This window comes from Stagnimonas sp. FW305-C-60 (genome assembly GCF_058782965.1).
Genome location: NZ_JBYSYF010000002.1, coordinates 718,388 through 744,847, shown reverse-complemented (window position 1 = coordinate 744,847; position 26,460 = coordinate 718,388). Strand labels below are relative to the sequence as shown.

24 protein-coding genes are annotated in these 26,460 nt (G+C 68.0%); 14 read left to right on the top strand and 10 right to left on the bottom strand.

Annotation, left to right across the window (positions count from 1 at the left end; all coding sequences use genetic code 11):
- Positions 1-789 carry an ATP-binding protein gene (locus AC3WT6_RS10365; protein WP_492653499.1) on the bottom strand — a complete coding sequence of 263 codons (789 nt, stop codon included), beginning with the start codon at positions 787-789 and terminating at the stop codon, positions 1-3.
- Between the two features lie 174 nt (positions 790-963).
- On the opposite strand from AC3WT6_RS10365, the gene AC3WT6_RS10360 reads away from it, so the two are divergent.
- Both AC3WT6_RS10360 and yedA read left to right on the top strand, forming a co-directional pair.
- The gene (locus AC3WT6_RS10360; RefSeq protein ID WP_492653498.1) at positions 964-3,333 is read left to right on the top strand and encodes a purple acid phosphatase family protein; all 2,370 of its coding nucleotides are present in this window, start codon (positions 964-966) and stop codon (positions 3,331-3,333) included.
- A 67-nt stretch (positions 3,334-3,400) separates the two neighbouring features.
- Positions 3,401-4,303, top strand: coding sequence for a drug/metabolite exporter YedA (gene yedA / locus AC3WT6_RS10355; RefSeq protein ID WP_492653497.1), 903 nt, complete (start codon positions 3,401-3,403; stop codon positions 4,301-4,303).
- On the opposite strand, the gene AC3WT6_RS10350 is transcribed toward yedA, so the two are convergent.
- Together AC3WT6_RS10350 and ettA are read right to left on the bottom strand one after the other, a co-directional pair.
- Positions 4,289-4,591 carry an HNH endonuclease gene (locus AC3WT6_RS10350; RefSeq protein WP_492653831.1) on the bottom strand — a complete coding sequence of 101 codons (303 nt, stop codon included), beginning with the start codon at positions 4,589-4,591 and terminating at the stop codon, positions 4,289-4,291. The genes yedA and AC3WT6_RS10350 overlap by 15 nt on opposite strands.
- Positions 4,592-4,913: 322 nt before the next feature.
- Entirely contained in the window at positions 4,914-6,578 is a 1,665-nt protein-coding gene (gene ettA, locus AC3WT6_RS10345) for an energy-dependent translational throttle protein EttA (RefSeq protein WP_492653496.1), read from the bottom strand.
- A 126-nt stretch (positions 6,579-6,704) separates the two neighbouring features.
- On the opposite strand from ettA, the gene AC3WT6_RS10340 reads away from it, so the two are divergent.
- The 4 genes from AC3WT6_RS10340 (at position 6,705) to AC3WT6_RS10325 (ending at position 9,508) form a co-directional block, all read left to right on the top strand.
- Entirely contained in the window at positions 6,705-7,193 is a 489-nt protein-coding gene (locus AC3WT6_RS10340) for a DUF4124 domain-containing protein (protein ID WP_492653495.1), read from the top strand.
- Positions 7,190-8,425: a threonine ammonia-lyase gene (locus AC3WT6_RS10335; protein WP_492653494.1), complete on the top strand. Its 1,236-nt coding sequence runs from the start codon at positions 7,190-7,192 to the stop codon at positions 8,423-8,425. Before AC3WT6_RS10340 ends, AC3WT6_RS10335 begins: the two co-directional genes overlap by 4 nt.
- Positions 8,425-8,865, top strand: a complete 441-nt coding sequence (locus AC3WT6_RS10330; RefSeq protein WP_492653493.1) for a hypothetical protein — start codon at positions 8,425-8,427, stop codon at positions 8,863-8,865. Before AC3WT6_RS10335 ends, AC3WT6_RS10330 begins: the two co-directional genes overlap by 1 nt.
- Positions 8,866-8,965: 100 nt before the next feature.
- On the top strand, positions 8,966-9,508 hold the full coding sequence (locus AC3WT6_RS10325; protein WP_492653492.1) for a hypothetical protein: 543 nt from the start codon (positions 8,966-8,968) through the stop codon (positions 9,506-9,508).
- Between the two features lie 141 nt (positions 9,509-9,649).
- Here the strand turns inward: AC3WT6_RS10325 and AC3WT6_RS10320 are convergent, their stop codons facing one another.
- The gene (locus tag AC3WT6_RS10320; RefSeq protein WP_492653491.1) at positions 9,650-10,783 is read right to left on the bottom strand and encodes an acyl-CoA dehydrogenase family protein; all 1,134 of its coding nucleotides are present in this window, start codon (positions 10,781-10,783) and stop codon (positions 9,650-9,652) included.
- 52 nt (positions 10,784-10,835) lie between these two features.
- The gene (gene xseA / locus AC3WT6_RS10315) at positions 10,836-12,206 is read right to left on the bottom strand and encodes an exodeoxyribonuclease VII large subunit (RefSeq protein WP_492653490.1); all 1,371 of its coding nucleotides are present in this window, start codon (positions 12,204-12,206) and stop codon (positions 10,836-10,838) included.
- Between the two features lie 91 nt (positions 12,207-12,297).
- On the opposite strand from xseA, the gene guaB reads away from it, so the two are divergent.
- From guaB to tadA, 3 genes are all read left to right on the top strand, one after another.
- Positions 12,298-13,761, top strand: a complete 1,464-nt coding sequence (guaB, locus tag AC3WT6_RS10310) for an IMP dehydrogenase (RefSeq protein ID WP_492653489.1) — start codon at positions 12,298-12,300, stop codon at positions 13,759-13,761.
- A gap of 55 nt (positions 13,762-13,816) precedes the next feature.
- Complete coding sequence (guaA, locus tag AC3WT6_RS10305) at positions 13,817-15,388, top strand: glutamine-hydrolyzing GMP synthase (RefSeq protein ID WP_492653488.1); 1,572 nt, start codon at positions 13,817-13,819, stop codon at positions 15,386-15,388.
- A 225-nt stretch (positions 15,389-15,613) separates the two neighbouring features.
- A complete protein-coding gene (tadA, locus tag AC3WT6_RS10300; RefSeq protein ID WP_492653487.1) occupies positions 15,614-16,072 on the top strand; it encodes a tRNA adenosine(34) deaminase TadA in 459 nt (152 codons plus the stop codon).
- Between the two features lie 36 nt (positions 16,073-16,108).
- Here tadA and AC3WT6_RS10295 read toward each other — a convergent pair whose 3' ends face one another.
- Together AC3WT6_RS10295 and AC3WT6_RS10290 are read right to left on the bottom strand one after the other, a co-directional pair.
- Positions 16,109-16,765, bottom strand: coding sequence for an ankyrin repeat domain-containing protein (locus AC3WT6_RS10295; RefSeq protein ID WP_492653486.1), 657 nt, complete (start codon positions 16,763-16,765; stop codon positions 16,109-16,111).
- Positions 16,766-16,884: 119 nt separating this feature from the next.
- Positions 16,885-18,783: a pyruvate kinase gene (locus AC3WT6_RS10290; protein ID WP_492653485.1), complete on the bottom strand. Its 1,899-nt coding sequence runs from the start codon at positions 18,781-18,783 to the stop codon at positions 16,885-16,887.
- A 186-nt stretch (positions 18,784-18,969) separates the two neighbouring features.
- Between AC3WT6_RS10290 and AC3WT6_RS10285 the strand changes: the two genes are divergently transcribed.
- The 4 genes from AC3WT6_RS10285 (at position 18,970) to AC3WT6_RS10270 (ending at position 22,642) form a co-directional block, all read left to right on the top strand.
- Positions 18,970-19,452: a hypothetical protein gene (locus AC3WT6_RS10285; protein ID WP_492653484.1), complete on the top strand. Its 483-nt coding sequence runs from the start codon at positions 18,970-18,972 to the stop codon at positions 19,450-19,452.
- 30 nt (positions 19,453-19,482) lie between these two features.
- On the top strand, positions 19,483-20,271 hold the full coding sequence (locus tag AC3WT6_RS10280; protein WP_492653483.1) for a crotonase/enoyl-CoA hydratase family protein: 789 nt from the start codon (positions 19,483-19,485) through the stop codon (positions 20,269-20,271).
- 188 nt (positions 20,272-20,459) lie between these two features.
- The gene (locus AC3WT6_RS10275; protein WP_492653482.1) at positions 20,460-21,026 is read left to right on the top strand and encodes a twin-arginine translocation pathway signal protein; all 567 of its coding nucleotides are present in this window, start codon (positions 20,460-20,462) and stop codon (positions 21,024-21,026) included.
- 11 nt (positions 21,027-21,037) lie between these two features.
- A complete protein-coding gene (locus AC3WT6_RS10270; RefSeq protein WP_492653481.1) occupies positions 21,038-22,642 on the top strand; it encodes a GMC family oxidoreductase in 1,605 nt (534 codons plus the stop codon).
- Between the two features lie 45 nt (positions 22,643-22,687).
- Here the strand turns inward: AC3WT6_RS10270 and AC3WT6_RS10265 are convergent, their stop codons facing one another.
- Both AC3WT6_RS10265 and AC3WT6_RS10260 read right to left on the bottom strand, forming a co-directional pair.
- A complete protein-coding gene (locus tag AC3WT6_RS10265; RefSeq protein WP_492653480.1) occupies positions 22,688-23,236 on the bottom strand; it encodes a GNAT family N-acetyltransferase in 549 nt (182 codons plus the stop codon).
- Positions 23,212-23,979: a methyltransferase family protein gene (locus tag AC3WT6_RS10260; protein ID WP_492653479.1), complete on the bottom strand. Its 768-nt coding sequence runs from the start codon at positions 23,977-23,979 to the stop codon at positions 23,212-23,214. Before AC3WT6_RS10260 ends, AC3WT6_RS10265 begins: the two co-directional genes overlap by 25 nt.
- A gap of 82 nt (positions 23,980-24,061) precedes the next feature.
- Here AC3WT6_RS10260 and AC3WT6_RS10255 point away from each other — a divergent pair, with 82 nt between their 5' ends.
- Positions 24,062-25,525, top strand: coding sequence for an amidase (locus AC3WT6_RS10255; protein WP_492653478.1), 1,464 nt, complete (start codon positions 24,062-24,064; stop codon positions 25,523-25,525).
- Positions 25,526-25,556: 31 nt separating this feature from the next.
- On the opposite strand, the gene AC3WT6_RS10250 is transcribed toward AC3WT6_RS10255, so the two are convergent.
- Positions 25,557-26,414: an outer membrane protein gene (locus AC3WT6_RS10250; RefSeq protein ID WP_492653477.1), complete on the bottom strand. Its 858-nt coding sequence runs from the start codon at positions 26,412-26,414 to the stop codon at positions 25,557-25,559.
- Between the last annotated feature and the right edge of the window lie 46 nt (positions 26,415-26,460).

Here is a 26,460-nt window from a genome sequence, read left to right as displayed (position 1 = left end):
CTAGCCGCTTTTGATCGCCCGGCTGCCGGCGTAGTCCTGGGCAAACTGGCGGGCGACACGGCCGGAACGCGAGGCGCGGTTCAGAGCCCAGCGCAGCGCCAGGGTCTCGGTCTCGGCATCCCAGCCACTGTGCCCGAGCAGGCCGAGGTGCAGGCGCACCAGCTCCAGGTATTGCTCCTGGCCAAAGGCCTGGAACGAGAGCCAGAGCCCGAAGCGCTCGGACAGCGAGATCTTCTCTTCGGTGGACTCGCCGGGATGCAGTTCGTCGTCGATCCAGCGGTACTCGCCGTTGTCGCTGCGGCTCTCCGGCATCAGGTGGCGACGATTGCTGGTGGCGACGATCAGTACGTTTTCAGGCGGTTCCTCGACACCGCCGTCGAGCGCGGTCTTCAGCGCGGTCAGCGCCGGGTCGTTGTTGGCGACGCTGAAGTCATCGACATAGATCAGGTAGCGCTGCGCGCGCTCGCGCAGCGGCGCGACGATCTCCGGCAGCTCGGCGAGATCGTGCGCGGGGACTTCCACCAGACGCAGGCCCTGCGGCGCGAACTCGGTGAGCAGGGCCTTGATCAGCGAGGACTTGCCGGTGCCGCGCGCGCCGGTCAGCAGCACATGGTTGGCCGGCCGGCCGGCGACGAACTGGGCGGTGTTCCGCACCAGCGCCGCCTTCTGGCGGTCGATGCCCAGCAACTCCGCCAGCGGCTGGCGCTGTACATGGGTGATGGCTTGCAGAGCGCCGCGGCGCCAGCGGTAGGCGAGGGCGTCGGGTAGCGGCAGGGTCGGGGAGTCCATGTGGGCGTCGTTCAGAAAAATGCGGCCGCCATGGTAGCCGGTCCCTGGGCACTGGCTGAGTGCCCTGGTCGCTGACCCAGTGGGGGATCGCCAGGTCATCAACCCGAGCGCGACGTCATCAAGCTGTTGCCTGGCCTCACTAGGCTCTCGCGGTTTTCTTGCCCGGCGAACTCCATGCGCAACTTAAGATTGCCCAGCCTAGTCCTGCTGCTGGCGCTCGCTGCCTGCGGCCCCGGCAGCAGGCCCGAGAGCGCGGAACCGGCGCCCAGCGCGCCGCCGGGGCTGGTGGAGCCGCTGAGCGGCTTTCTGGTGAACCCCTATTTGCAGAACCCCGGCCCGGACCGGATGACGGTGATGTTCGAGCCCAAGCCGGAGAGCATCGGCGAGACCATGGCGGTCGAATACCGCGAGCTGGGTGCGGCCGACTACCAGGCGACAGCGGCGACGTTGGAATCCATCCCGCGCAATCTCGATGCCGGCGGCGACACCGGGCTCGCGGTCTACGCCGCGCGCCTGGGCGGGCTGCGCTCCAATACCGTCTACGAGTACCGGGTGGTGAGTGCCGCCGGCACCACGCCGGCGCTGCGCTTCAAGACCTGGCCGGCCGAGGGCGATGGCGTCGCGCAGGGGCGCTTCCTGGTGATCTCCGACGTGCAGGCCAATCATCCGGAATGGCTGCCGCGCATCTTCGAGCAGGGGGTGATCCCGCGCGACTGCGGCGGCAAGGCGCTGAACTGCATCGAGCAGTTCGCCGGCATCATCATCACCGGCGATCTGGTCAACGACGGCGACGATCTCAACCAGTGGCGCAACGAGTACTTCAAGGGCGGCGACAGCCTGTTCCGCTATCTGCCGCAGCTGATGATCATCGGCAACCACGACTACGCGCTGGCCAACTATCTCTACTACGCGGCGCCGCCCGCCAATGGCACGCTCGGCAACGAGGAGGAGTGGTTCCGGCTCGATTACCTCAACTTCCGCTTTCTCGGGATGCAGTCCAATGTCACCGTGCAGGGCGCGGCGCAGAGCGTGCTGGCGCAGTCCACCTGGTTTGACTCGGAGCTGCTCAAGGCCAGCGGCAGCGACAAGCCGGGCTATCTGTTTGTCGGTATCCACGCGCCCTGCAAGTCCGAGCTCTGGCTGGATGGCGAGAGCCCGCTGACCTGCGCCTTCGTCCGCCAGCTGGAGGCCTATTCCCAGCAGACTGGCGTGCTCAGCGCGCATCTGTTCGGCCACACCCACGGCTACAGCCGTGGCCAGTCGCGTGACGTGCCGCATCTGTGGATGAACGCCGCCGCGGCCGGCGGCAACATCGACGACTTCGGCGACTACGCGCAGGCCGACTACGACGAGTTCGAGAGCACCTGGGACGAATACGGCTACTCGGTGCTGGAGTTCAGCACGCTGGGCACGCCGGAGATCCGCAGCGTGCGCCGCGCCGGCGGCGACGATCACGGCGATCTCGCCAAGGGCTTTACCGCCGAGACCGACCGCGACAGCTTCGTGATCGGTGGTGACAACCAGGCGCCGGCGCAGCCCAAGGCCCTGGCGCCGCTCGGCCAGCAGCAGACCGCGGATGTGCTCCTGCATGCCGACTACGCCGACGCCGACGGTGACGCCCTGCACGAGGCGCACTGGCAGCTGCGTAGCGCCGCCGGCAGTTTCGCGCTGCCGTTGATCGACGAATGGGGCAACGAAACGCGCGCCCGCAACGACTGGTTCCGGGTCAACCTCAATGCTGGTGTCGATCTGCGCTACTGGCGGGTGCCATTCCTGGAAGCTGGCGACTACTGCTGGCGGGTGCGTTACCGCGACGCCCGCCTGGCCTGGTCGGCGTTCTCAGAAGAGGCCTGCTTCAGCGTCGCCGACGTGGTGGTGAGCGACAACCTGCTGGTGAACGGCGATGCCGAGAGCGGCACCGAGGGCTGGGAGCTGCAACAGGGTGCCTTCGAGTCGCTCAACAGCCTGACCGCGCTGCCGGCGCTGCTCCGGGCCACGCCCGGAGCCTGCGGCCTGGGCCTGCCCAGCCAAGGCCTGCACTGGTTCGTCCTTGGCGGCTGTGTGGCGCTGGACGCGGTCGTCGATCCAGAGAGCGAGAACGAGTTCGGCTACAGCGTCGTCAGCCAGACCGTGCCGCTGACCGCCCAGGCTGCGGAGGTCGCCGCTGGCCAGGCGCTGGCGGTGCTGCGCGCCGATCTCGCCAACAACCTGATCGACAACGACGTGCCGGCCGCGCGCCTGCGCGTGCTCGACGCTAGCGGCAAGGAGCTGATGGTGTCCAAGCCGATCACCACCCAGAGCGCCGGCTGGCAGGAGAAGACCACCTCCCTGCTGCTGCCGCCGGAAGCGGCGATGGTGCAGGTGGAGCTGACCGGCCTGCGCCAGGGCGGTGCCGAGGGCGATGCCTATTTCGACAATGTGCGTCTGAACATTGTCCGCTCGCCCTTGGCGCGCCTGGCCCGCGATCCCGCCCTGCCCAAGCTCAGCCCCGGCAACGGCATGGCGCTGCGACCGAAGAAGACCATCCAGGCGCAGGCCTATTGAGCGACTTGCCCGGTGGTGGGGGCGGCCTCCACTTAGAATGCGCGCCTGATTCTCTCTGGCCTCGCGCATGTCTTCCTCTTCCGCCACCACGCCGGTGGCCGCCTCCCGTGGCGCGATCGCTCTGGCGCTGACCATCGTCTACCTGGTCTGGGGCTCCACCTATCTGGGCATCCGTCTCGCCTTGGAAGGCGGCCTGCCACCCCTGCTGATGGTCTCGGGCGGCCGTTTCGTTCTCGCCGGGTCGCTGATGTACGCGGTGCTGCGCTGGCGCGGAGTGCCGGCGCCCAGCCGGGCGCAGTGGCGCAATGTCGCGGTGATGGGCCTGCTGTTGCTGCTGATGGGCAACGGCCTGGTAGTGCTGGCGGAGCAGAGCGTCTCCTCCGGCCTTGCGGCGGTGGCCATCGCCTCGGTGCCGCTGTGGTTCGGCCTGTTCGGGGCGCTGCGTGGCGAGCACCCCAGCCGTGGCGAGTGGCTGGGCATCGCCGTCGGTCTCGCCGGCGTGGTCTGGCTGAACGCGGGCAGTGCCCTTAGCGCAACGCCCTTCGGCCTGGTCTGCCTGCTGATCGCGCCGCTGGCCTGGGCCTATGGCTCGGTGTGGTCGCGTGGCCGCGATCTGCCATCGCCGTTCATGACCGCCGCCGGGCAGATGCTCTGTGGCGGGCTGGCCCTCGTGCTGGTCGGCGCGCTGCATGGCGAGCGCCTGCTGGCCTGGCCCAGCTCCCAGGGCCTGCTGGCCTGGAGCTACCTGATCGTGTTCGGCTCCATCGTCGCGTTCTCCAGCTACGTCTGGCTGCTGGGGAAGGTGCGGCCGGCGCTGGCCGGCAGCTATGCCTACGTCAATCCGGTGATCGCGGTGGCCCTGGGCACCTGGCTGGCCGGTGAGCACTTCGGCGCGCACGAGTTGGGCGCGATGGCGGTGATTCTGGCCGGCGTGGTGCTGATCAGCCTGTCGCGTTCAAGGCGGCACTGAGGTTTTAACGAGATTTAGCAAGCCCGAGTGATAAACCCAGTCGGGATGCCAGCGGCCTTTCCGAATCGCACCCTGGATGTGCGCCTGATAAGCCCTGGGGTCTGGAACTGATTGCCGTTGGTGTCTACGCCGATTGCAGGTGAGACAGGCAGCGACGATATTTTTCGGGGTGTTGGGGCCGCCATCTGAGCGTGGTAGCAGATGCTCTGCGGTCTCCGCGACGGCTCTTGCCTGTTTAGGTGTGAGCCCTAGAGCACTCGACGTTAGGCTGCCAGTTGCTCGGCACATCAGCACGCCGCAGTAGTAACAACGATGGCCCTGATCGGCGGAAGCTCGGGTGCGAAGTTGACGAATGGGTGACGCCACGATGGATCTCCAAGGGTGAATGGGAGTTCCGATCGTTCATAAAACATCACGGGTGAAGGCCCGGCCAAAAGCCATTTGGGCGTGCAACCACGTCACTAAAATGGTGAACGGGCAACACAACTCTAATGGGGCGTCAGATTTCTGCGCAAGTCCTGCTCCGTTTCGGCACTACCACACTCAGCACCGAGCAAGGGTCTGCGTTGCTCCAGTTGTACGGGAACTCAACGACCACGCCGAGATGTCCTCAGGCCAGCTTCTTGTGCCGGTTGCGGCGGTTCACGCCCGGCTCGGCGCCGTAGCGGCGACGGAAGTCGTCCTCGTAGTCCCGGTAGTTGCCCTCGTGCCAGACCACTTCGCCGGAATCCTCGAAAGCGAGGATGTGGGTGGCGACGCGGTCCAGGAACCAGCGGTCGTGCGAGATCACCATGGCGTTGCCGGGGAAATCGAGCAGGGCTTCCTCCAGCGCGCGCAGGGTTTCCACGTCGAGGTCGTTGGTGGGTTCGTCGAGCAGCAGCATGTTGCCGCCGGCGAGCAGCATCTTCGCCAGATGCACGCGGTTGCGTTCACCGCCGGAGAGCTCCTTGATGCGCTTCTGCTGTGCCTCGCCCTTGAAGTTGAAGCGGCCGATGTAGGCGCGGCTGGGCATCTCGAAGTTGCCGACCTTGACCAGGTCGCCGCCGCCGGAGATTTCCTGGAACACGGTGTTGGCGTCGTTGAGCGAGTCGCGGCTCTGGTCGATGGCCGACATCTTTACCGTCTCGCCGATGCGGATCTCGCCGGTGTAGTCCTTGTCCTGTCCCAGCAGCATGCGGAACAGGGTGGTCTTGCCCATGCCGTTGGCGCCGATGATGCCGACGATGGCGCCCTTGGGCACCGTGAAGCTGACGCCCTGGTAGAGCGTGCGGTCGCCGAACTTCTTGCTGAGATCCTTGACCTCCACCACCAGATCGCCGAGGCGCGGGCCGGGCGGGATGTAGAGCTCCTTGGTCTCGCTGCGGGTCTGGTATTCCTGGCTCGCCAGTTCCTCGTAGGCCTTGATGCGCGCCTTGCTCTTGCTCTGCCGGCCTTTGGGGTTCTTGCGCACCCACTCCAGTTCTTCGGCCATCGCCTTCTGGCGCGCGTCTTCCTTGTTGCTCTCGTCCTTCAGGCGCTTGGTCTTCTGTTCCAGCCAGTTGCTGTAATTGCCCTGCCAGGGGATGCCGTGGCCGCGGTCGAGTTCCAGAATCCAGCCGGCGACGTTGTCCAAGAAGTAACGGTCATGGGTGACCGCGATGATGGTGCCCGGGAAGTCCTTCAGGAACTTCTCCAGCCAGGCCACCGACTCGGCATCGAGGTGGTTGGTAGGCTCGTCGAGCAGCAGCATGTCGGGCTTCGACAGCAGCAGCCGGCACAGCGCCACACGGCGGCGTTCGCCGCCGGAGAGCTTGGTGACGTCGGCATCCCAGGGCGGCAGGTTGAGCGCTTCGCCGGCCTTGTCGAGGATCAGGTCGATGTTGTCGCCATCGGCGGCGGCGATCTTCGCTTCCAGATCGGCCTGCTTGGCGGCGAGCTTGTCGAAGTCGGCGTTCTCTTCGCCATAAGCGGCGTAGACGGCGTCGAGCTGGGCCTTGAGGTCGAGCAGATCGCCCAGGGCTTCTTCGACATTGCCGCGCACGGTCTTGGTCGGGTCGAGCTTGGGCTCCTGCGGCAGATAGCCCATCTTGATGCCGGGCTGCGGGCGCGCTTCGCCGACGAAGTCCTTGTCGATGCCGGCCATGATCTTCAGCAGCGTCGACTTGCCGGCGCCGTTGTAGCCGAGCACGCCGATCTTGGCGCCCGGGAAGAAGCTGAGCGAGATGTCGCGCAGGATCTCCTTCTTCGGCGGCACGATCTTGCCGCACTTGTTCATGGTGAAGACGTATTGAGACATAGCAGTAGGCGCCGCCGTCGTCAGGCAGCGCTTGGTGGGAATGGGTTGGCGCGCATTGTAGCCAACCGCCACCCCCTTGGCGTTCCGCCTCGGGGCCAAGCAGGGTGGCGACCCTATAATCGCGGCATGCGCAAACCGCTCTGGCTCCTCGCTCTGCTGCTGCCGGCCGCCGCGCAGGCGGAGGTGTATCGCTGCACGCAGGATGGCCGCACGGTCTACACCGATACGCCCTGCGCGCCGGGTGCAGCGCCGGCCGAATTGCCGGCCTTGAACCGCAGCGCCGCGGGAGCCAGCGCCGATCTGGCGGCCGAACACGACCGGGCGCTGCTGGAAGGCAAGAAGAAGCGCGATGCCGCCGACGCGCGGTTCGTCAAGGAACAGGCCGAGAAGCAGGCGCGTGCCAAACGAATCCGGCAGGCCATCCTCGACCACCGGCCTGAGGTCGGCATGAGCGCCAGCGAGCTCGACAGCGCGCTCGGCGCACCCGATCAGCGCAGCGGCGACAATGGCCGGGAAACCTGGACCTACCTGGAAGACGGCTATCGGCTGAGCCTGAAGCTCAGGGACGGCCAGGTCACCGCCATCAGCAAGAAAGAGGACCGCAAGAAGAAATGACCGCCACCGTCACCGCCGCCGACATCCGCGCCGCCGCCGAGCAGCTGCGCGGGCAGGTGTTGCGCACGCCCTGCACCCATTCGCGGGTGCTGTCGAAGATCACCGGTGCCGAGGTCTGGCTGAAGTTCGAGAACTTCCAGTTCACCGCCAGCTTCAAGGAGCGCGGCGCGCTCAACAAGCTGCTGTCGCTGAATGCCGCCGAGCGCGCCGCCGGTGTGGTGGCGGTGTCGGCCGGCAACCACGCCCAGGGCGTGGCTTATCACGCCACCCGGCTGGGCATCAAAAGCATCATCGTGATGCCGCGCAACACGCCATTCACCAAGGTGCGCAATACCCGCGAGCTGGGCGGCGAGGTGGTGCTGCACGGCGAGACCCTGGCCGAGGCCGCCGATTTCATGCGTGCTGAGTATCTGGACCAGCGCGGCATGACCCTGGTGCATCCCTACGACGATCCCTACGTGATCGCCGGCCAGGGCACCATCGGTCTGGAAATGCTGGAGCAGGCGCCGGAACTCGACACCCTGGTGATCCCGATCGGTGGCGGCGGCCTGATTTCGGGCATCGCCATTGCCGCGCACTCGATCAATCCGGCGATCCGGGTGGTCGGCGTGGAGTCGGCCGGCTACCCCAGCGCCTACGCGGCTTTGCAGGGCGACCTCTCGCTGGTCAAGGGCGGCCAGACCATCGCCGAGGGCATTGCCGTGAAGTACATCGGCCAGCTCAATCTGGAGATCATCCGCGAACACGTCGCCGAGCTGATGCGGGTGGAAGAGTCGGCCATCGAACGCGGCATCGCACTGTTGGCGAATGTCGAGAAGGTAGTCGCCGAAGGCGCCGGCGCCACTGGCCTTGCCGCCCTGCTCACCGACCCGGCGCGCTTCGCGGGCCGCAAGGTCGGCCTGGTGATCTGCGGCGGCAACATCGACACCCGCCTGCTTGCTAGCGTGCTGATGCGGCAATTGGTGCACGAGTCGCGGCTGGTGGGCCTGTCCATCGACATCGAGGACCGGCCGGGTTTCCTGGCCCGCGTTGCCGGCCGCATTGGTGATTCCGGTGGCAACATCATCCAGGTGCACCACGAGCGCCTGCATTCCGGCACCCACGCCAAGCTGGCGACGCTGGAAGTGCTGGTGGAAGCGCAGGACGAGGCCCACGCCAAGCAGATCATGGACGACCTACTGGCCACCGGGTACACGGTGCGCCGCGGCACCAGCGGGATGGAGCTGGACTGATGGCCAGGACCATCAGCCTCTACGACGCCGCCACCAGCCGCGGGCGGCTGATCCGCCAGGGCGAGATCGTGCAGCTGGTGATGGACGGCGCCGGCGCCTTTGTCTGCTCGGCGCAGGACTTCATGACCGCTCAGAAGTGGGCGCAGGCCAAGACCGCCTCCACCAACCTGATCACCGACCGTGGTCGTTTCATCGAAAAGATCGAGATCCTGATCGCCCGCCCCAACAGCTTCGTCGCCACCCGCGGCAGCCAGGAGCCGCTGACCCGGCTGGCGAAGGCGATGAAGATGTCCGGCTACGACATGGGCGAGTGGATGCTGCCGCCGGAAGTGAAGGAGGCGCTCAAGCCCAAGCTGCCGGTGTTCAAGAGCCAGGAGGAGAAGGACGCCGAGAAGTTAGCGGCGGAAGGCGCGGTGTCTGGTAAACCGCCGCCGCCCTAGTGCGTTGCCACAGGGCAGCGGCTAGATTGCTGTCGAAGCTATGTCGTCAGACGCGAATCGCCCGGGAGCGGTTTGGGTAACTAAAAACAGGGGAAATGGGATGCGTCAGATACTGACTGGTGCCTGCGTGGCAGGTTTGGGTTTGTTTATTTCGGCGTGTGGCGGCGGCGGGGACAATCCCGCGGGATTGACCTGCCATTCATTGGCCGGTCTGGTTGAGACGGCGGAGCCGGCGATCCAGTGCGCCATCGGGTGCACGGTGGACAATCCCGGAGCTGCCGCCGACGGAAACTTCGGGCGTGCCGCGGTCTTGAACTTTCAGCCGCTGGCCGCTGGCACTGTCGGAGTGAAGGTCGTGGCGCGGGGCAACGGACAGTTCGCCGCCGGGACCACGGTGGGTGCGATCTTCGAAGCATCCTCGGCGACGCAGGCGGGCGTTAGGTACCAAATCAGCACTTCTTTGGCCGGTGTGCCGGTGGAGACCTTCAGCCTGGGCTCGGACGGCGTGGGGTCACCCGCGCGAGGCACCAGTCATGGCGCGGCGACCACGACCTTGCCCTATGACGCGGTTCAGTTCCAGTTCGTTCGGGCTTCCGGTTCGACTGCGGCGACCGCCACTGTCTACGAACTCTGCGAGGACTAGCTCCCGCTCGGCTTCTCCCGGCGGCCTGCTCGGCCGGAGGCAAGAGGGCGTGGGTTCTGCCCAGGCCCCTGTCTGGCCCTGAGGCTTTGCAGGGTCAGCAGGGGTGCGGGCGCGAGGGCGGCAGCCGGCTGTAAATCCAGCTCAGCGCCCCAGCATCGAGCGGGCGATGACTTCCTTCATGATCTCGCTGGTGCCGCCATAGATGCGCTGCACGCGGGCGTCGAGGAAGTGTCGGCTGATCGGGTACTCGACCATGTAGCCATAGCCGCCGAACAGTTGCAGGCAGCGGTCGGCGGTGCGGAACTGCATCTCGGTGGCGGCGAGCTTGACCTTGGCGGCCATCGGCACATCCATCTTGCCCTCGGCATAGGCGCGCGCGCAGCGCTCGACATAGGCGCGCAGCATCTCCGCCTGCGTCTGCATCTCGGCCAGCTCGAAGCGGGTGTTCTGCAAGGTCGAGATGGCTGCGCCGAAGGCCTTGCGGGTCTTCACGTAGTCGATGGTCAGGGCCAGCATGCCCTCGATGGCGCCGAGCGCGCCGATCGCCAGGGTCAGGCGCTCGCGCGGCAGCTCGTCGACCAGATGCCCGAAGCCGTTGCCGACCCGGCCCAGCACCGCGCTCGCCGGCACCCGCACGTTGTCGTAGAACAGCTCCGAGGTGTCGCCGCAGTGCTGGCCGATCTTGTCGAGGTTGCGGCCGCGGCTGAAGCCGGGGCGGTCGGTATCGACCAGGAACAGGGTAGTGCCGCGGGCGCCGGCCTTGGGGTCGGTCTTGGCGAAGGTGATGACCACGCCGGCGTGCTGGCCGTTGGTGATGAAGGTCTTCTGGCCACTGATGAGGTAGTCCTCGCCGTCGGCAATGGCGGTGGTCTTGGCACCCTGGAGGTCGGAGCCGGCGCCCGGTTCGGTCATGGCGATGGCGCCGACCAGTTCGCCACTGACCAGCTTGGGCAGGTAGTGGACCTTCTGTTCCGGTGTGCCCAGATGGGCGATGTAGGGCGCGACGATGTCGGAGTGCACGGCGAGGTTGGCGCCCAGCGCGCCATAGCCGGCCTTGCCGACCTCTTCCAGCACCACGCAGCTGAACTCGAAGGGCGCGCCACTGCCGCCGTATTCCTCCGGCGCATCGACGCAGAGCAGGCCGTTGTCGCCGAACTTGGTCCACAGCTCGCGCGGCACGATGCCGGCCTTTTCCCAGTCGGCGTAGTGGGGCTCGACCTCGGTCTGGAGGAAACGCCGGACGTTGTCGCGGAAGAGTTCGAGTTCGGAATTCATGGTCTGAAGAAGGGTTGATGGCTGAAGTGAGGATGACGCGGGCGAGCCGCGGCTAGGAGGATGATTGATTGGCAGGGGGCTGGCCCCCAACTTTCGCGAGGCCCTGCACGACGGTGGCCACCGCGCCACGCGCTAGCCGCACCTCCAGCCGGCTGCCGGGTGCCAGCGCCGTGGCCTCGGTGGCGACGCGGCCGTCGGCGGTGGTGGCGAGGGCATAGCCACGCGCCAGCACCGCCAGCGGGTTGAGGGCGTGCAGGCGCGAGGTCGCCGAGCCCAGGCGGTAGAGCCGTTGCTGCTGGCCGGCCTGGCTGGCCAGCAGCAGGCGTTGCTGGGCATGGTCGAGGCGGGTGCGTAGCGCCGGCAGCCGCTGCTGCGGCGAGGCCGCGGTCAGACGCTGGTCCAGGGCGGACAGGCGTTGCGCGCCGCGCAGAGCGAGCTGGCTGCCGGCGTGCAGCAGGCGCTCGCTCAGCTCGTCCAGCCGCTGGTTGCGCTCCAGCAGGCGGCGCCCGGGATGCAGGCTGCGCAGGCGCGCCGCCAGCTGGGCCAGCCGCTCGCGACGCGCTTCGATGCCGTCTTCGACCGCCGCCAGCAGGCTCTCGCCCAGCTCATCGAGATGCTCGCGCCAGTCGGCGATGTCGGGCGCGACCCGCTCGGCGGCGGCAGTCGGTGTAGTCGCGCGCAGGTCGGCGGCGAAGTCGGCGAGGGTGAAATCGACTTCGTGTCCGACGCCGGACACCACCGGCTTCGCGCAGGCGCGCACCGCCCGCACCACCGCCTCGTCGTTGAAGGCCCAGAGGTCTTCCAGCGAGCCGCCGCCACGGGCCAGGATCACCACATCCACCGGCGCCAGCGTCGGCAGCTCGGCCAGCGCGCGGACGATGGCCGGCGGCGCCTCGGCGCCCTGCACCGGCACCGGGTAGAGCCAGATTGTCGCCAGCGGCCAGCGGCGGGCGAGGGTGGCGCGGATGTCTTGCAGGGCCGCGCCGGTGGCCGAGGTGATGACGCCGATGTGGCGGGGCAGGGCCGGCAGCGGGCGCTTGAGCGCCTGGTCGAACAGGCCCTCGGCCGCCAGTTTCTTCTTCAGGCGCTCGAAGGCGGCCAGCAGGGCACCGACCCCGGCCGACTCCAGGTGCTCGCAGATCAGTTGCAGGTCGCCGCGCGCGGCGTAGAGGGTCACCTGGCCGCGCACCAGCACCTGGTCGCCGTCCTTGGGCTGCGGCCGGATGCCGAAATTGGCGTTGCGGAACATCGCGCAGCGGATCTGCGCGCCGCTGTCCTTCAAGGTGAAGTACCAGTGGCCGGAGGCCGGGCGCGAGAAGTTGCTGACCTCGCCCTGCACCCACATCCGAGGCAGGCTGTCCTCCAGCAGGCCGCGCAGCGCCTCGGCCAGTTCCGAGACCTGGAAAATCTGGCGCTCAGCCATATCGATAGCCGCGCCGACGCGCCGTTGAGGGGGATTGGGGGGCTGATCGGGCCATTTCAAAGCGTATAATAGGTTTTTGCCGGAGCCGATTATGAGCCGCATCGTCCTCGAATCCCTGACTTTCGACGACGTACTCCTGCTTCCCGCCTACTCGGACGTGCTGCCCCGCTCGGTAGATACCGGCACGCAGCTGACCAAGTCCATCCGCCTGAACATCCCCCTGCTCAGCTCGGCCATGGACACCGTCACCGAGGCCAAGCTGGCCATCGCGCTGGCCCAGGAAGGCGGCATGGGCATCATCCACAAGAACATGACGCCGGAGCGGCAGGCCGCCGAGGTGCGCGCGGTGAAGAAGTACGAGGCCGGCATCATCGCCGACCCGATCACCGTGCCGCCGACCATGACCATCGGCGAGGTGCTCAAGCTCACCCGCAGCCACCGCATTTCCGGCGTGCCGGTGGTGGAGGGCAACCAGTTGGTCGGCATTGTGACCGGCCGTGATCTGCGCTTCGAGACCCGCTTCGACGCCCCGGTGTCGCTGGCCATGACGCCGAAGGAGCGTCTGGTCACCGTCCGCGAAGGCGCCAGCAAGGAAGAGGTGATCGCCAAGCTGCACGCGCACCGCATCGAGAAGGTGCTGGTGATCAACGATGCCTTCCAGTTGCGTGGCCTGATCACCGTCAAGGACATGCAGAAGTCCACCGACTTTCCCAATGCCAGCAAGGACTCGCTGGGTAGCCTGCGCGTCGGCGCGGCGGTCGGCACCGGCCCCGATACCGACGAGCGCGTCGCCGCCCTGGTCGAGGCCGGCGTCGACGTGGTGGTGGTCGATACCGCCCATGGCCACAGCCAGGGCGTGCTCGACCGTGTCAGCGCCATCAAAAAGCGCTTCGGCAACCTGCAGGTGATCGGCGGCAATATCGCCACCGCCGAAGCCGCGCTGGCCCTGGTCGATGCCGGCGCCGACGCGGTCAAGGTCGGCATCGGCCCCGGCTCGATCTGCACCACGCGCATCGTCGCCGGCGTCGGCGTGCCGCAGATCAGCGCGGTGATGCAGGTGGCCGAGGCGCTGGCCAAGCAGGGCATCCCGCTGATCTCCGATGGTGGTGTGCGCTATTCCGGTGACTTTGCCAAGGCCCTGGCCGCCGGCGCCTATGCGGTGATGGTCGGCTCCATGCTGGCCGGCACCGAGGAGGCGCCGGGCGAGGTCGAGCTGTTCCAGGGTCGCAGTTACAAGAGCTATCGCGGCATGGGCTCGCTGGGCGCGATGGCGGATGGCAGCAAGGACCGCTACTTCCAGGACACCACCCGCGAGGTCGAGAAGCTGGTGCCGGAGGGCATCGAGGGCCGCGTGCCTTACAAGGGCTCGATGAGCGCCATCGTCCACCAGTTGGTCGGCGGCCTGCGTGCCAGCATGGGCTACACCGGTTGCCGCACGGTGGACGAGGTCCGCACCAAGACCCGCTTCGTGAAGATCACCTCCGCCGGCATGCGTGAGTCGCACGTCCACGATGTGACCATCACCAAAGAGGCGCCCAATTACCGGGTCGATTGAGTTTCCAGGCCCCGGTTCGCCGGGGCTTTTTCGTTGTGACGATCAAGCCAGTCTCATGAACATCCATTCCGACAAGATCCTGATCCTCGATTTCGGCAGCCAGGTCAGCCAGCTGATCGCCCGCCGCGTGCGCGAGCTGGGCGTGTACTGCGAGCTGCATCCCTACGACATGAGCGAGGAGGCGATCCGCGCCTTCGGCGCCAAGGGCGTGATCCTCTCCGGCGGTCCGGAGTCCACTCTCGAAGCCGGCTCGCCGCGTGCGCCGGAGATCGTCTGGCAGCTCGGCGTGCCGGTGCTGGGCATCTGCTACGGCATGCAGACCATGGCCATGCAGCTTGGCGGCCAGGTGTCGCCGGGCAGCGTCAAGGAATTCGGTTACGCCGAGGTCCGTGCCCGTGGTCATTCCAGGTTGTTCAAGGGCATCCAGGACCGCAGCGGCGACGCTGGAGAGGGCCTGCTCGATGTCTGGATGAGCCACGGTGACTACGTCAGCACCCTTCCGGCCGGCTTCAGCCGCATCGGCAGCACCCACGACCTCGACTACGCCGCGATGGCCGACGAGTCGCGCGGCTACTACGCCGTGCAGTTCCACCCGGAGGTGACCCACACTACCCAGGGCAAGGAGATCTACTCGCGCTTCGTGCACGAGATCTGCGGCTGCGGCACGGCCTGGACGCCGCACAACATCGCCGATGACGCCATCGCCCGCGTGCGTGCCCAGGTTGGTGACAAGAAAGTCCTGCTGGGTCTCTCCGGCGGCGTCGATTCCAGCGTGGTCGCCGCCCTGCTGCACAAGGCCATCGGCAGCCAGCTCACCTGCGTGTTCGTCGACAACGGCCTGCTGCGCCTGAACGAAGGCGACGCGGTGATGAAGCTGTTCGCCGACAACCTGGGAGTGAAGGTGATCCGCGCCGATGCCGAGCAGCGCTTCCTCTCGCAGCTCGCCGGCGTCAGCGACCCCGAGCAGAAGCGCAAGATCATCGGCCGCGTCTTCATCGAGGTGTTTGAGGAAGAAGCTACCCGGCTCAAGGACGTCGAGTTCCTGGCTCAGGGCACCATCTACCCCGACGTGATCGAGAGTGCGGGGGCGAAGACCGGCAAGGCCCACGTCATCAAGAGCCACCACAACGTCGGCGGTCTGCCGGCGCACATGCGCATGTCGCTGGTCGAGCCGCTGCGCGAGCTGTTCAAGGACGAGGTTCGCGCCCTGGGTCTGGAGCTGGGCCTGCCGCGCGAGATGGTCTACCGCCACCCCTTCCCGGGGCCGGGTCTGGGCGTGCGCATCCTCGGCGAGGTGACCAAGCCGGCCGCCGACACCCTGCGTCGCGCCGACCACATCTTCATCGAGGAGCTGCGCAAGGCCGGCTGGTACGACCAGACCAGCCAGGCCTTCGCCGTGTTCCTGCCGGTGAAGAGCGTCGGCGTTACCGGCGACGGTCGCCGCTACGAGCCGGTGATCGCGCTGCGCGCGGTGCAAACCATCGATTTCATGACCGCGCACTGGGCGCATCTGCCCTACGAGCTGCTGGACGTCTGCAGCCGCCGCATCGTCAACGAAGTGCCGGGTGTCTCCCGCGTGGTCTACGACATCTCCGGCAAACCGCCGGCGACGATTGAGTGGGAGTGAAGCGAGGAGCCGCGTGGAGGGGCCCCGCGCGTAGCGTGGGGATCCTAGCGTGCGATGCGCGCCGGGGAGCTTCCGACATCGCGAGTGTCCAAAGTGTGGGGATGCTAGCGCCGGGAGAGCGCCGAGGAGCCGCGTGGAGGGGCCCCGCGCGTAGCGTGGGGATCCTAGCGTGCGATGCGCGCCGGATTTCACGATTCCACTGAAGCTGGCCTGCGAGACTTGGTGATGACCGACCTGACCGACGAATACTGGATGCGTCATGCCCTCAGGCTGGCGCAGCAGGCCGCCGAGCAGGGCGAAGTCCCGGTCGGTGCCGTGCTGGTCGATCAAAACGGCGAGTTGCTCGCCGAGGGCTACAACCGCCCGATCGGCGACCACGATCCCAGTGGCCACGCCGAGATGATCGCGCTACGCGCCGGCGCCAAGGCCATCGGCAACTACCGCCTTACTGGTACGACGCTCTACGTGACGTTGGAGCCCTGCGTGATGTGCGCCGGCGCCATCGTCCATGCCCGCGTGCAGCGGCTGGTGTTCGGCGCGCCCGACCCCAAGGCGGGCGCGGTGAACGCGGTCTACGACGTGATCAGCAATCCCCGGCTCAACCACCGCGTCGAGTGGACCGGCGGCGTGCTGGAAGCCGAGTGCGGGCAGATCCTGCGCGACTTCTTCCGCGCCCGTCGTTGACGGTGCCGCGCCGGCCTCAGGCCAGCGCGCGGTAGCTCAGGCCAGTTCCAGCGCCGCCGCGGTCGGCAGGTGGCCGCGCTCGCGTGCCAGCTCGGCGGCAGTCTTGCCGTCCTCGGTCTTGGCCAGGCGGTCGGCGCCGCGCGCCAGCAGCAGCCGGCACAGGGCTTCGAAACCACGGGTGGCGGCGAGGTGCAGGGCGGTGACGCCGCTGCCGCCGACGTGATGGGCATTGCCACCCAGGGCCATCAGTAGCGGCGCCAGCGACTCGCCGGCGGCACCGGCGATGCCGGCATGCAGCGGCGTATTCTGCATCGGGTTCTGCGACACCGCCTCCAGCGAGGCGCCCAGGCCGATCAGCACCAGCACCGCATTGCGCGAACCGAAGAAAGCGGCGAGATGCAGGGGCGTCCAGCCGTCCGGGCTGTAGCTGGCCAGCGCTGCCGGGTCGGCCAGCACGCAGGCGGCGACGCGGCGGGCGTCGTCGAGCGCGGCGGCTTCGAAGATGTTCGGCTCGGTGAAATCGCGCAGCAGGTCGGCGATGTCCCTGGCACCGTTGTAGAGCGCGAACAACAGCGGCGAGATGCCGCCGGGGATCGCTTCGGTGGCCTGCGAGGCATCGCGTTCCAGCGCCGCCTTGGCGGCCGCCAGATCGCGGTTCTGGATGGCCAGCACTAGGGGACGGACATTGGACATGGCGCGGCTCGTATCGGGATCAAAGAGGCGCGCAGGCTACGCTGCCGGCCGCGCGGTCTCAAGCTGCATGGCCGGACCGGGCAGGTCTCGTGCTCGTGGTCCGAGGGACCATCCGGTGTTCACCCCGGCTCGGTGGTGTGCGGCGGTGTCTCCGCGTTGGCGGGGCCGTGCGCGAGGTGCAAGGCGCGCAGCATCGACTGCTTCTTCGACTGGTGCTCCCGCATGCGCCGCAGGATGTCGTCCAGCGTCCGTACCGCCTGGAGCACATGGGGGCCTTTGTTGAGCATCACGCATTCGGCGCGATGCCCCATGGCCGCGTCGGTGATCTCCGCCCGCGAAGGCAGCCCGTGCTTGGCCAGCGACTCCAGCACCTGGGTCGCCCAGATCACTGGAACATGGGCGGCCTCGCTGATCCACAGGATTTCCTCTTGGACCTCCGCGAGGCGCTCGAAACCGCACTCAACCGCCAGATCGCCACGGGCGATCATCACCCCGCAGCTCGGCCAGCGCATGGCCGCGAGCAGGATTTCCGGCAGGTTCTCGAAGCCCTTGCGGGTTTCGATCTTCACCACGATCGCCGGCAGCCGGTCGCCCAACCGACGGAGGCGTCTCTGCAGCTGTTCGACATCGTGGGCGCTGTTGCAGAACGAGAGCTCGACGATGTCGGCGTGCCGGGCGACGAAGGGCAGATTCTCGATGTCCTCCGTGGTCAGGGCGTCCAGCCGCAAGTGGCTTTCCGGAAGATTGATGCCCTTGTCGGCGCCGAGCCGGGCGACCTCGCCGTGGACCTGGCCGATGCGGACCCGCGCGCTGCCGTCTCGAACGCTCTCGATCACGCCGCCGATCTTGCCGTCGTCGAACCAGACTGGCTCGCCGGGGCGGAGATCGTCGAGTACCGAGGGAATGCTGCAGGCGATCCGCGCCGGGCGCAGTAGCCGGCCGGCCTGGTCGCGCTTCGCATCCTTGCCATACGCCGGGCCGCGGCTCAGGACCAGCGGTTCACCGCTGCCCAGGTGCAGCGTGGTAGCGAGGTGCGGCAGGGCCCCTAGGCGTGCCTCCGCCGGGGCCTTGCTCGCTTTGCGATGGTGGCGTTTCAGCAGGGTGCCGGGGACCAGATAGGCCGTCTTCCGCAGCTCGGCCCAGACCCCGGCGGCCGTGACCTCGGCGACCCGCAACAGGCGCCGGGCATCGCGGGCGTCGGTGAACCGCAGGCGATCTCCCACGCGCAACTGCGCCAGCCAGCGTCCGGGCACCGGTAGCGTTGCCGCTGCCGGCGAGGGCGGTGGCTCGCCGTTGGCGACCAGCCAGACCCGCGCCGGCGCCGTCACCCGACCCAGTGCGTCTCGTTGCGGACGGATGCGCACCACCGCCGGCCCGGGTTCGATGGCGCCGGTCCGCAACTTCGGCCCGCCCAGGTCCATGACCAGCTTGCAGCGCCGCCCAAGCTCGGATTCGGCGCGGCGCAGGTGTTCGATCATCCGCAGCCAGGTGCCGCTGTCGTCGTGCGCGCAATTGATGCGCGCGCACTCCATGCCGGCGGCCAGGAGGTCGTGGACCAGGGCGTAGTCATGGGCGGCCTGTTCGGGCAGGGTGACCATGATGCGCACGTCGCGACCCGGGGCGGCGCTGCCAAGCAGGGCCTGCGTGGTCTCGGCCAAGCGCTGCTCGCCCTCGCCGTAAGGCAGGGCCGAGGCGCTTGCCGGCGTAGGCTGGCCGGTGGCCAGACGCAGGAGGCGCAGCACTGCGTCGACGGTCGCCAGCACATGCGACTCGGCGCGCCCCAGCGAGGACAAACCCAGCCGCGCCAACCGCCGCTGCAGTGGCCGCAGGTCGTGACGGCGCAACGCCAGGTAGTGCAGGAGATTGCGGGCGCTGTCGCGATGGGAAGGGTGGATGGTCCTGAGCAGGCCCGGCCGGGCGGTTTCCTCGGCGAGGAGGCGCGCGCGCAGCGCCAGCAGTTCTTCCTGGACCTCCGCCAGATCCAGCGTCTCCGGTGAGGATGGAGTCGGCTTGCTCACGCTCTTCCCATGGTGGTCGCGCGGGCGCGAGGACGAGTTGGGCGCGGCGCGAATTCAACCGACACTGTGGACTGGCTGCATGAAGCTGGTTTGACAGTCGTGCCCGGTCGTCGCCTTAGCCCGGTGCCAACTTGCCCACGGCCCTCGGGGGAGGCATGCCAGAATCGGGCTGGGAGGAGAGCCCCAATGACCAAGCTGGACGCCAGTACCGAGCCGGCCCTGTCCGGCATCCGCAGCGCGCAGGCGCTGTTCGCGCGCCTGCCGCCGCCGGCCGCCCTGGCCGGGTGCTGGCGCGCGGAGTTCGTCGGCCCGGGCTGGCTGCGTAGGCTGGCGCCACTGGGCATGCGCTTGTCGCCCCTCTATGGCTGGCGCGGCAAGCGTTTCGATGCCGAAGGGCAGGGGCTCAATCTGGTGTTGCGCGGCGGACGGGTGCGGGGGCTGGTGCCGATGCGGCAGCAGGCGCGCCCCTCTCGCCTGGACGGCAGGCCGGTGCTGGCCTCGGAGTACCCGGCCAATGCGCCGCTGCTGCTGCGCGGCGTCGCCGACGAGTTCCGTCAACTGCGCTCTGATTGCCTGCTTGGCCTGATGACCATCGACCGTCCTGGTCTGCGGGGCCTGGCCTTGCCCTTTCTGCTGCACCGCGTGGCCGACGAGGCTGCGCTGGTCTGAAACCTCATTTCGCTACGGAGTCACCAGTCCATGAACGAAACCAAGCTCACCGTCGAACGTCAGGGCCATCTGTTGCTGATGGGCTTCAACCGCCCCGCCAAGCGCAACGCCATGGATGTCGATCTCTACAAGGCGCTGTGCCTCGCCTACGCCGAACTGGACCGCGATCCGGAGCTGCGCTGCGGCGTGCTGTTCGGCCATGGCGAGCACTTCACCGCCGGCCTCGACCTGCCGCAGTGGGCGCCGATCTTCGCCGGTGGCCAGTGGCCGATCGTGCCCGAAGGCGGCATCGAGCCCTTTGGCATTGACGAGGCCCGGCGCTGTCGCAAGCCGGTGGTGGTGGCGGCGCGCGGGGTGAGCTTCACGGTGGCGGTGGAACTGATGCTGGCGGCTGACGTGCGCATCGCCGCGCCGGATGCGCGTTTCGGCCAGCTGGAAGTGCAGCGCGGCTTCTACGCCTGCGGTGGCGCCACCGTGCGGCTGGCGCGCGAGGTGGGCTGGGGCCATGCGATGAAGATCCTGCTCGGCGGCCAGGAATTTTCTGGCGAGGAGGCCTACCGCATCGGCCTGGTGCAGGAACTGGCCCCCGCCGAACAGGTGCTGGAGCGCGCCATCGCCCAGGCCGAGATCATCGCCCGCCAGGCGCCGCTGGGCGTGCAGGCCAGCCTGCGGCTGGCGCGGCTGGCGCGCAGCCAGGGCGATCTCGCCGGCCTGGCGGCGATGCTGCCGGAGTTGGTGCCGATCATGCAGAGCGAGGATTCCAAGGAGGCGGTGCGCGCCTTCAGCGAGCGCCGGCCGCCGGTGTTTGTCGGCCGTTAGCGCGGTCGGCGCGATTCGCGCGCTGGCTCAACCCGCGCGCGTGGTCGGGGCAGGGTGGTGGCGAGCGGCCACCGACACCGAGCCCAGCCCGCGCACCCGACTGACGTTTCGGGCGCAGTTGATCAGTCGTTCAATTCCGCTTACAAAGGCGCTGCTCAAAAAACAGCATGCCAGGTTGAGGAGACCTCATGACCCCAGCAGCAGGGCCGACCGCGTTCGGCCGCCGTGACTTCCTGAAATTGTCCGCCGGCAGTGCCGCCTTGCTCGGCGCCGGTGCCTTCACCGCCGGCCTTGCCGGCTGCGCCAAGCACGAGGCGCCGGCCGCCGGCTATGCCTTTCTGCGGGCCGGTGACGCCGCGCTGTTCACTGCCATCGCGCCGGTGGTGCTGGCCGACAGCCTGCCGCAGGCGGGGCGCGCCGAGCATCTGCAGCAGCTGCTCAAGGCCATCGACGGCACCGGCGCGCGCCTGCAGGCGCCGACCCAGAAGATGCTCTACCAGCTGTTCGACCTGCTCAACACCGGCCTGACCCGGCGCCTCGCCGCCGGCGTCTCCAAGCCCTGGGCCGAGGCCGAGCCGGCGCAGATCGAGGCCTTCCTCAAGCGCTGGTGCAACAGCTCCATCGGTCTGTTCAACGGCGGCTACCGGGCGCTCAACAAGCTGGTGGTCGGCAACTGGATCGCGCTGCCGGAGGGTCTGAAAACGGTTGGCTATCCCGGCCCCTGGGCGCCGATGTATTCCGCACTGAATTCCTGAAAGGACGCCCCGTGGCCATCAACGACATCTACACCGACGGCATCGCTTCCGGCTGGGACGTGCGCGACGCCTCCACCTTCACCGCGCCGACCACGCTGGAGGCCGACATCGTCATCGTCGGCACCGGCGCTGGCGGCGGCACCAGCGCCGAGATTCTCGCCAACGCCGGCTTCAAGGTGCTGCTGATCGAGGAAGGTCCGCTCAAGACCTCGGCCAGCTTCAAGGACATGAACGAGGCGCGCGCCTACGCCGAGCTGTACCAGGAGGGCAGCGGACGCACCACCTCCGACGGCGCCATCACGGTCTTGCAGGGTCGCTCGGTGGGCGGCACCACCACGGTCAACTGGACTTCCAGCTTCCGCACTCCGCCGGAAACCCTCAAGCACTGGGCCGAGGCGCATGGCGTCAAGGGCTGGAGCGTGGACGAGGCCAAGCCCTGGTTCGACGAGCGCAGCGAGCGTCTCGGCATCGCGCCCTGGGGTGTGCCGCCGAATGCCAACAACGCGGTGTTGCAGAAGGGCTGCGAAAAGCTGGGCTGGGAATGGCATGTGATCCCGCGCAACGTCCGCGGCTGCTGGAACTCCGGCTACTGCGGCTTCGGCTGCCCGGTCAACGCCAAGCAGTCGATGCTGGTGGCGACCATCCCCGCCGCGCTCGCCAAGGGCGCGACCCTGGTGCACCACCTGAGCGTGCGCAAACTCCAGATCACTGGCGACCAGGTGACCGGCCTGGAAGCGGTGGCGCTCGACGCCGCCTGCAACCAGCCCAGCGGCGTGAGCGTGAGCGTGCGTGCCAAGCATGTGGTGCTGGCCGGCGGCGCCATCAACAACCCGGCGCTGCTACTGCGCTCCGGCGCGCCCGACCCGCACGGCCGCGTCGGCAAGCGCACCTGCATCCACCCGGTGGTGTTCACCTACGCCCTGATGCCGGAGCGCGTCGATGGCTGGTACGGCGCGCCGCAGTCGGTGGCCAGCGACCATTTCCAGTGGAGCGGCCAGTTCGACTTCGCACCCGGCTTCAAGATGGAAGTGCCGCCGGTCTACCCGGCGCTGATCGCCGCGCTGTTCGGCCGCAGTGGCCAGGAGCTGAGCCAGAACATCGCGCAGATGCCGCAGTTCAACGTCATGCTGGCGCTGATGCGCGACGGCTTCCACGAAGACAGCCCGGGTGGCGAGGTGCGGATCGACGAGGCCGGCAATCCGGTGCTCGACTACGAGGTCAGCGACTACCTGTTCCGTGGTTTCAAGAACGCGCTGCTGCGGATGGCCGAGGCGCAGTTCGCCGGTGGCGCCAGCCAGGTGATGGCCGCGCATCTCGACGCCAGTTGGAGCCCGAGCTGGAGCGAGGCCAAGAGCCAGATCGAGAACCTCGCCTACAAGAAGTTCAAGCTCGCGCTCGGCACCGCCCACATCATGGGTGGCTGCGCGATGGGCGAGGACGCCAAGCAGTCGGTGGTCAACAGCGAAGGCAGCCACCACCAGTTGCGCAACCTCTCGATCATCGACGGCTCGCTGTTCCCGACCAGCATCGGCGCCAATCCGCAGTTGTCGATCTACGCCCTGGCGGCGCGCAATGCCACGAGGCTTGCGCAGCGGTTGAAGCCCGCCGCCGCCTGATGGTTCGCCTCGGCGTCCGGGGTGTTGTCGCCCCGGATGCCGAGGCTAGAACTCCCGGCAGAACAGCCGCACCGGATTGGGCGCGGTGGCCGTGCCCAGTTCGAGCTGACGCAGGTAGGCGAAGCCCAGGCGTTGCAGCAGGCCGATGGAGCGCGGGTTTTTCAGCGAGGTGATCGCCAGCACCCTGGCCAGTCGGTAGCGCGTGCGCGCCTGCGCCAGCGTCGCCTCCGCCGCCTCGCGGGCATAGCCCTGGCCCTCGTACTCCGGCAGCAGGGCAAAGCCCAAGTCCGGGTCGGGCAGGCTGTCGCGCTTGATCAGGCCGCACATGCCCAGCGGCAGGCCGTCTTCCAGGCGCTCCAGCAACCAGAGCCCGAAGCCCTCGCGGGCATACATCGCCAGCGGGCCCTCGCGGAGGTAGTCGCGGGCATCATCCAGAGAGCGCACCTGCTTGTCGCCGATGTAGCGCAGCCAGCTCGGTTCGTTGACCAGACGCAGGATGAAGGCGGCGTCGTCGAGGCGCAGTTGGCGCAGGCGCAGGCGCGGGGTTTCGGCGATGGCGGGGAGTTGGTTCAGAACACGAAGGGTAGCAGCCACCAGCTCCGCTTTCTGTACGCCGCCCATTCCGGGTAGCGGCTCATGCTGGCTTCCTTGAGGCGCATGTTCACTGCGAACAGGCCCAGCCACACCCAGGCCAGCACCAGCACTGGATACCAGTGCCAGACCATCAGGGCGAAGCTGCCGTAGATCATCATCTCGCCCAGGTAGTTGGGGTGGCGCACATAGCGGTGCATGCCGTCGGTGATCAGGCCACGCCGCAGACGCAGGGTGAAGTATTTCTGGGCATCGGCGGCGATCATGATCACGCAGCCGAGGATGCAGAGGCTGATGCAGAGCGCGAACCACTGCGGCTCCGCCAGCGGGTAATTCGGCTGCGCGGTGCCGGAGATCAGGAGCCAGCCGAATACCCAGTACTGCCCCAGCACCGCCAGCATGGCGTTGACGCCGCCGAGGATGGTGATGCGGCTCTGCCAGTTGGGGTCGGGGAAGGCGAGATCCTTGAGGATCCACACCAGGCCGTAGCTGCCATGCAGGGCCAGGTAGATCCAGGCGGCGGGGCTGGTCGCGGCCGGGGTCTTGTCGGCATAGAACCACATCAGCAGGCCGAGAAAGACGAAGGTGCCGGCCTTCTGGAAGTTGATCACCCAGGCGAACTTCCAGGGCCGCGGGCCGCCACCGCAGTCGTGGACCAGATAGTTGGTGAGCCGGCGCATGCCCGCCGCCCAGGCGGGCGCGGTGGCGGGAATGCCGCTGCCGGTGACGATGGTCTGCGTGCTCATGGGTGTTCTCCTCCCTGCACTGCGGCTTTGCTGGTTACTCTAGTGGCAAGTTCCAAATTCTTCAGCTTGCCGAGCCGTGACCATGAAGGAATACGCGCAGTACGACGCCCTGGGCCTTGCCGAACTGGTGCGCAAGCGGGAGGTCAGCCCCGGCGAACTACTGGACACCGCCATCGCCCGCGCCGAGGCCACCGAGCCGACGCTGCATGCCATCCACCAGCGCCTGGACGCCGCCGGCCGCTCGGCCGCCGGTGGGCCGCTGATCGGGCCGTTCGCCGGCGTGCCCTTCCTGGTCAAGGACATCGCGCAGGACATCGCCGGCCTGCCCACCGGCGCCGGCAACCGCTTTCTGATCACCAGGCCGGTGGCGCAGGACAGCGAGTACGTGCAGCGGGTGCGCCGTGCCGGCCTGGTGATCTTCGGCAAGACCGCGACGCCGGAGTTCGCGCTCAAGGGCTATACCGAGCCGGAAGGCTTCGCGCCCACCCGCAATCCGATCAACCCCGCGCACAGCCCCGGCGGCTCCTCGGGTGGCGCGGCGGCAGTGGTGGCGGCCGGCGTGGTGCCGATGGCCGGCGCCAGCGACGGCGGCGGCAGTATCCGCATCCCGGCCGCCTACACCGGCCTGTTCGGCCTGCGCCCCTCGCGCGGCCGCAATCCCTGCGGACCGGCGTTCGGGGAGTTCTGGGACGGCGCCTCCAGCGAGCATGTGCTGAGCCGCAGCGTGCGCGATTCCGCCGCCATGCTCGACGTGCTGAGCGGGCCGATGGTGGGCGATCCATTCCGAATTCCGCCGCCGTCGCTGCCGTTCGCGGAGCTGGCACGGCGAGAACCGGGGCGGCTACGCATCGGCTTCTCCACCCGTTCGCCGATCGGGCAGGACGTGCACCCGGACGTGGTGCGGGTGATCCACGAGACCGCCAAGACCCTGGAAGGCCTGGGCCACCACGTCGAGGCCGCCGAGCCGCTGATCGACGGCCTGGCGCTGGCCAAGAGCTTCATCACCATGTACTTCGGCCAGACCGCCGCCAATGTCGCCGCCGCCAAGGCGCTGGGCGCGCGTGACGAGGACTTTGAGCTGGACACCCGCGCACTGGCGCTGCTCGGTCGTGGCCTGAGCGCCGGCGACTACGTGAGCGAACGCTGGCGCTGGAACGACTACGCGCGCGCCCTGGGCGCCTATTTCCAGCGCCACGACCTGTACCTGATCCCCGCCACCGCTTTTCCGGCGCCGAAGATCGGCGAACTGGCGACGCCGGCCTGGCAGCGCGCCAGCCTGAAGCCGATCCTCGCCCTAGGCCTGGGCAAGGCGCTGCTGAAGACCGGCGCGGTGGAGCGCATGGCGCGCGAAAACTTGCGCTGGACGCCGTTCACCCAGCTCTCCAACCTCACCGGCACGCCGTCGATGAGCCTGCCGATGGGCTTGAGCGAGGCCGGTCTGCCGATCGGCGCCCAGTTCGTCGCGCCGCACGGCGAGGAAGGCCGACTGCTGGCGCTGGCTACGCAGTTGGAGCCGCAGTTCCAGCGCGGCCGCAGCCAGGTGTAAACACCCGCATCGCGGCCCCGCCGGAAACCGATCAGGGCTTGATCAGCTCTTCGGCGCGCAGCCAGCCGCGCTCGATGTCGCTTTGCACGAACCACCACTGGCCGGTGGCATTGACCAGGCTGGCCTCCAGCGTCAGCAGCGGCGAGGGCGAGAGCACCTGTACCGTCGGCGAGTTGCTGTCGGGGTTGGCACGCAGCAGGCTGCCGGGGCGAGCCAACAGCTTCTGACCAGGGGCATAGGTATCGGCCACCTGGGTGCTGGCCGCCGTGGCCGGGAGCACCGCGCCCACTGGCGGCGGCGGTGCTTCGTAGGTGGGGGAGCTGAAGTCCGGGCGCCAGACGAAGCCCAGACGGATGACCGAAAGCTGACCGGATTCGTCCCCCGGCAGTCCGGGGATCGACTTCACGTCCATCGGCGTCTCGATTTCCGCACGCAGGCCGAACGAGCGGTTCAGCAGCCAGTCGATGCCCACGCCCAGCGAGTAGCCGTTGATCTCTTCGGTGGTCGAGAGCGGGACGCCATTGATGCTGTCGGCGCGCAGCTTGCCGTCAAACTGGTAATAGCCCGCCTTCAGCCAGACCCGGGAGTTGCCGCTGAGCTTGCCCGAGGCGCCGAGGTAGACCAGACCGCCCTGGTATTGCAGGCGGCCACCGACCATACCGAAGCCGTCGTCGATATCGAGATCGCCGCTGTCGTAGTACTCGGCTTCCAGGAACAGAGGGAAATTGTCGAGCTGATAGCCAACAGAAGCGACGTAACCGTAGCCGTTGTTGACGTCCTCGTACTCGGAGCTAGTGGCGGTGGCAGTAGCGGCCAGGAACGGACCGGCCGCGGCGCTGGTCGCGCAGCAGGCCGCCGCCAGCAGGACGCTGAGGCGTTGCGGAAACATGAGTGACTCCCTTGTGAGCTGTTATGTGATGGGCGCCATCTGGACG

Excerpts from the sequence above, each read along its gene's own strand:
- AC3WT6_RS10365 (WP_492653499.1), bottom strand. The coding sequence starts at position 789 with ATGGACTCCCCGACCCTGCCGCTACCCGACGCCCTCGCCTACCGCTGG.
- AC3WT6_RS10360 (WP_492653498.1), top strand. The coding sequence starts at position 964 with ATGCGCAACTTAAGATTGCCCAGCCTAGTCCTGCTGCTGGCGCTCGCT.
- yedA (WP_492653497.1), top strand. The coding sequence starts at position 3,401 with ATGTCTTCCTCTTCCGCCACCACGCCGGTGGCCGCCTCCCGTGGCGCG.
- AC3WT6_RS10350 (WP_492653831.1), bottom strand. The coding sequence starts at position 4,591 with ATGTGCCGAGCAACTGGCAGCCTAACGTCGAGTGCTCTAGGGCTCACA.
- ettA (WP_492653496.1), bottom strand. The coding sequence starts at position 6,578 with ATGTCTCAATACGTCTTCACCATGAACAAGTGCGGCAAGATCGTGCCG.
- AC3WT6_RS10340 (WP_492653495.1), top strand. The coding sequence starts at position 6,705 with ATGCGCAAACCGCTCTGGCTCCTCGCTCTGCTGCTGCCGGCCGCCGCG.
- AC3WT6_RS10335 (WP_492653494.1), top strand. The coding sequence starts at position 7,190 with ATGACCGCCACCGTCACCGCCGCCGACATCCGCGCCGCCGCCGAGCAG.
- AC3WT6_RS10330 (WP_492653493.1), top strand. The coding sequence starts at position 8,425 with ATGGCCAGGACCATCAGCCTCTACGACGCCGCCACCAGCCGCGGGCGG.
- AC3WT6_RS10325 (WP_492653492.1), top strand. The coding sequence starts at position 8,966 with ATGCGTCAGATACTGACTGGTGCCTGCGTGGCAGGTTTGGGTTTGTTT.
- AC3WT6_RS10320 (WP_492653491.1), bottom strand. The coding sequence starts at position 10,783 with ATGAATTCCGAACTCGAACTCTTCCGCGACAACGTCCGGCGTTTCCTC.
- xseA (WP_492653490.1), bottom strand. The coding sequence starts at position 12,206 with ATGGCTGAGCGCCAGATTTTCCAGGTCTCGGAACTGGCCGAGGCGCTG.
- guaB (WP_492653489.1), top strand. The coding sequence starts at position 12,298 with ATGAGCCGCATCGTCCTCGAATCCCTGACTTTCGACGACGTACTCCTG.
- guaA (WP_492653488.1), top strand. The coding sequence starts at position 13,817 with ATGAACATCCATTCCGACAAGATCCTGATCCTCGATTTCGGCAGCCAG.
- tadA (WP_492653487.1), top strand. The coding sequence starts at position 15,614 with ATGACCGACCTGACCGACGAATACTGGATGCGTCATGCCCTCAGGCTG.
- AC3WT6_RS10295 (WP_492653486.1), bottom strand. The coding sequence starts at position 16,765 with ATGTCCAATGTCCGTCCCCTAGTGCTGGCCATCCAGAACCGCGATCTG.
- AC3WT6_RS10285 (WP_492653484.1), top strand. The coding sequence starts at position 18,970 with ATGACCAAGCTGGACGCCAGTACCGAGCCGGCCCTGTCCGGCATCCGC.
- AC3WT6_RS10280 (WP_492653483.1), top strand. The coding sequence starts at position 19,483 with ATGAACGAAACCAAGCTCACCGTCGAACGTCAGGGCCATCTGTTGCTG.
- AC3WT6_RS10275 (WP_492653482.1), top strand. The coding sequence starts at position 20,460 with ATGACCCCAGCAGCAGGGCCGACCGCGTTCGGCCGCCGTGACTTCCTG.
- AC3WT6_RS10260 (WP_492653479.1), bottom strand. The coding sequence starts at position 23,979 with ATGAGCACGCAGACCATCGTCACCGGCAGCGGCATTCCCGCCACCGCG.
- AC3WT6_RS10255 (WP_492653478.1), top strand. The coding sequence starts at position 24,062 with ATGAAGGAATACGCGCAGTACGACGCCCTGGGCCTTGCCGAACTGGTG.
- AC3WT6_RS10250 (WP_492653477.1), bottom strand. The coding sequence starts at position 26,414 with ATGTTTCCGCAACGCCTCAGCGTCCTGCTGGCGGCGGCCTGCTGCGCG.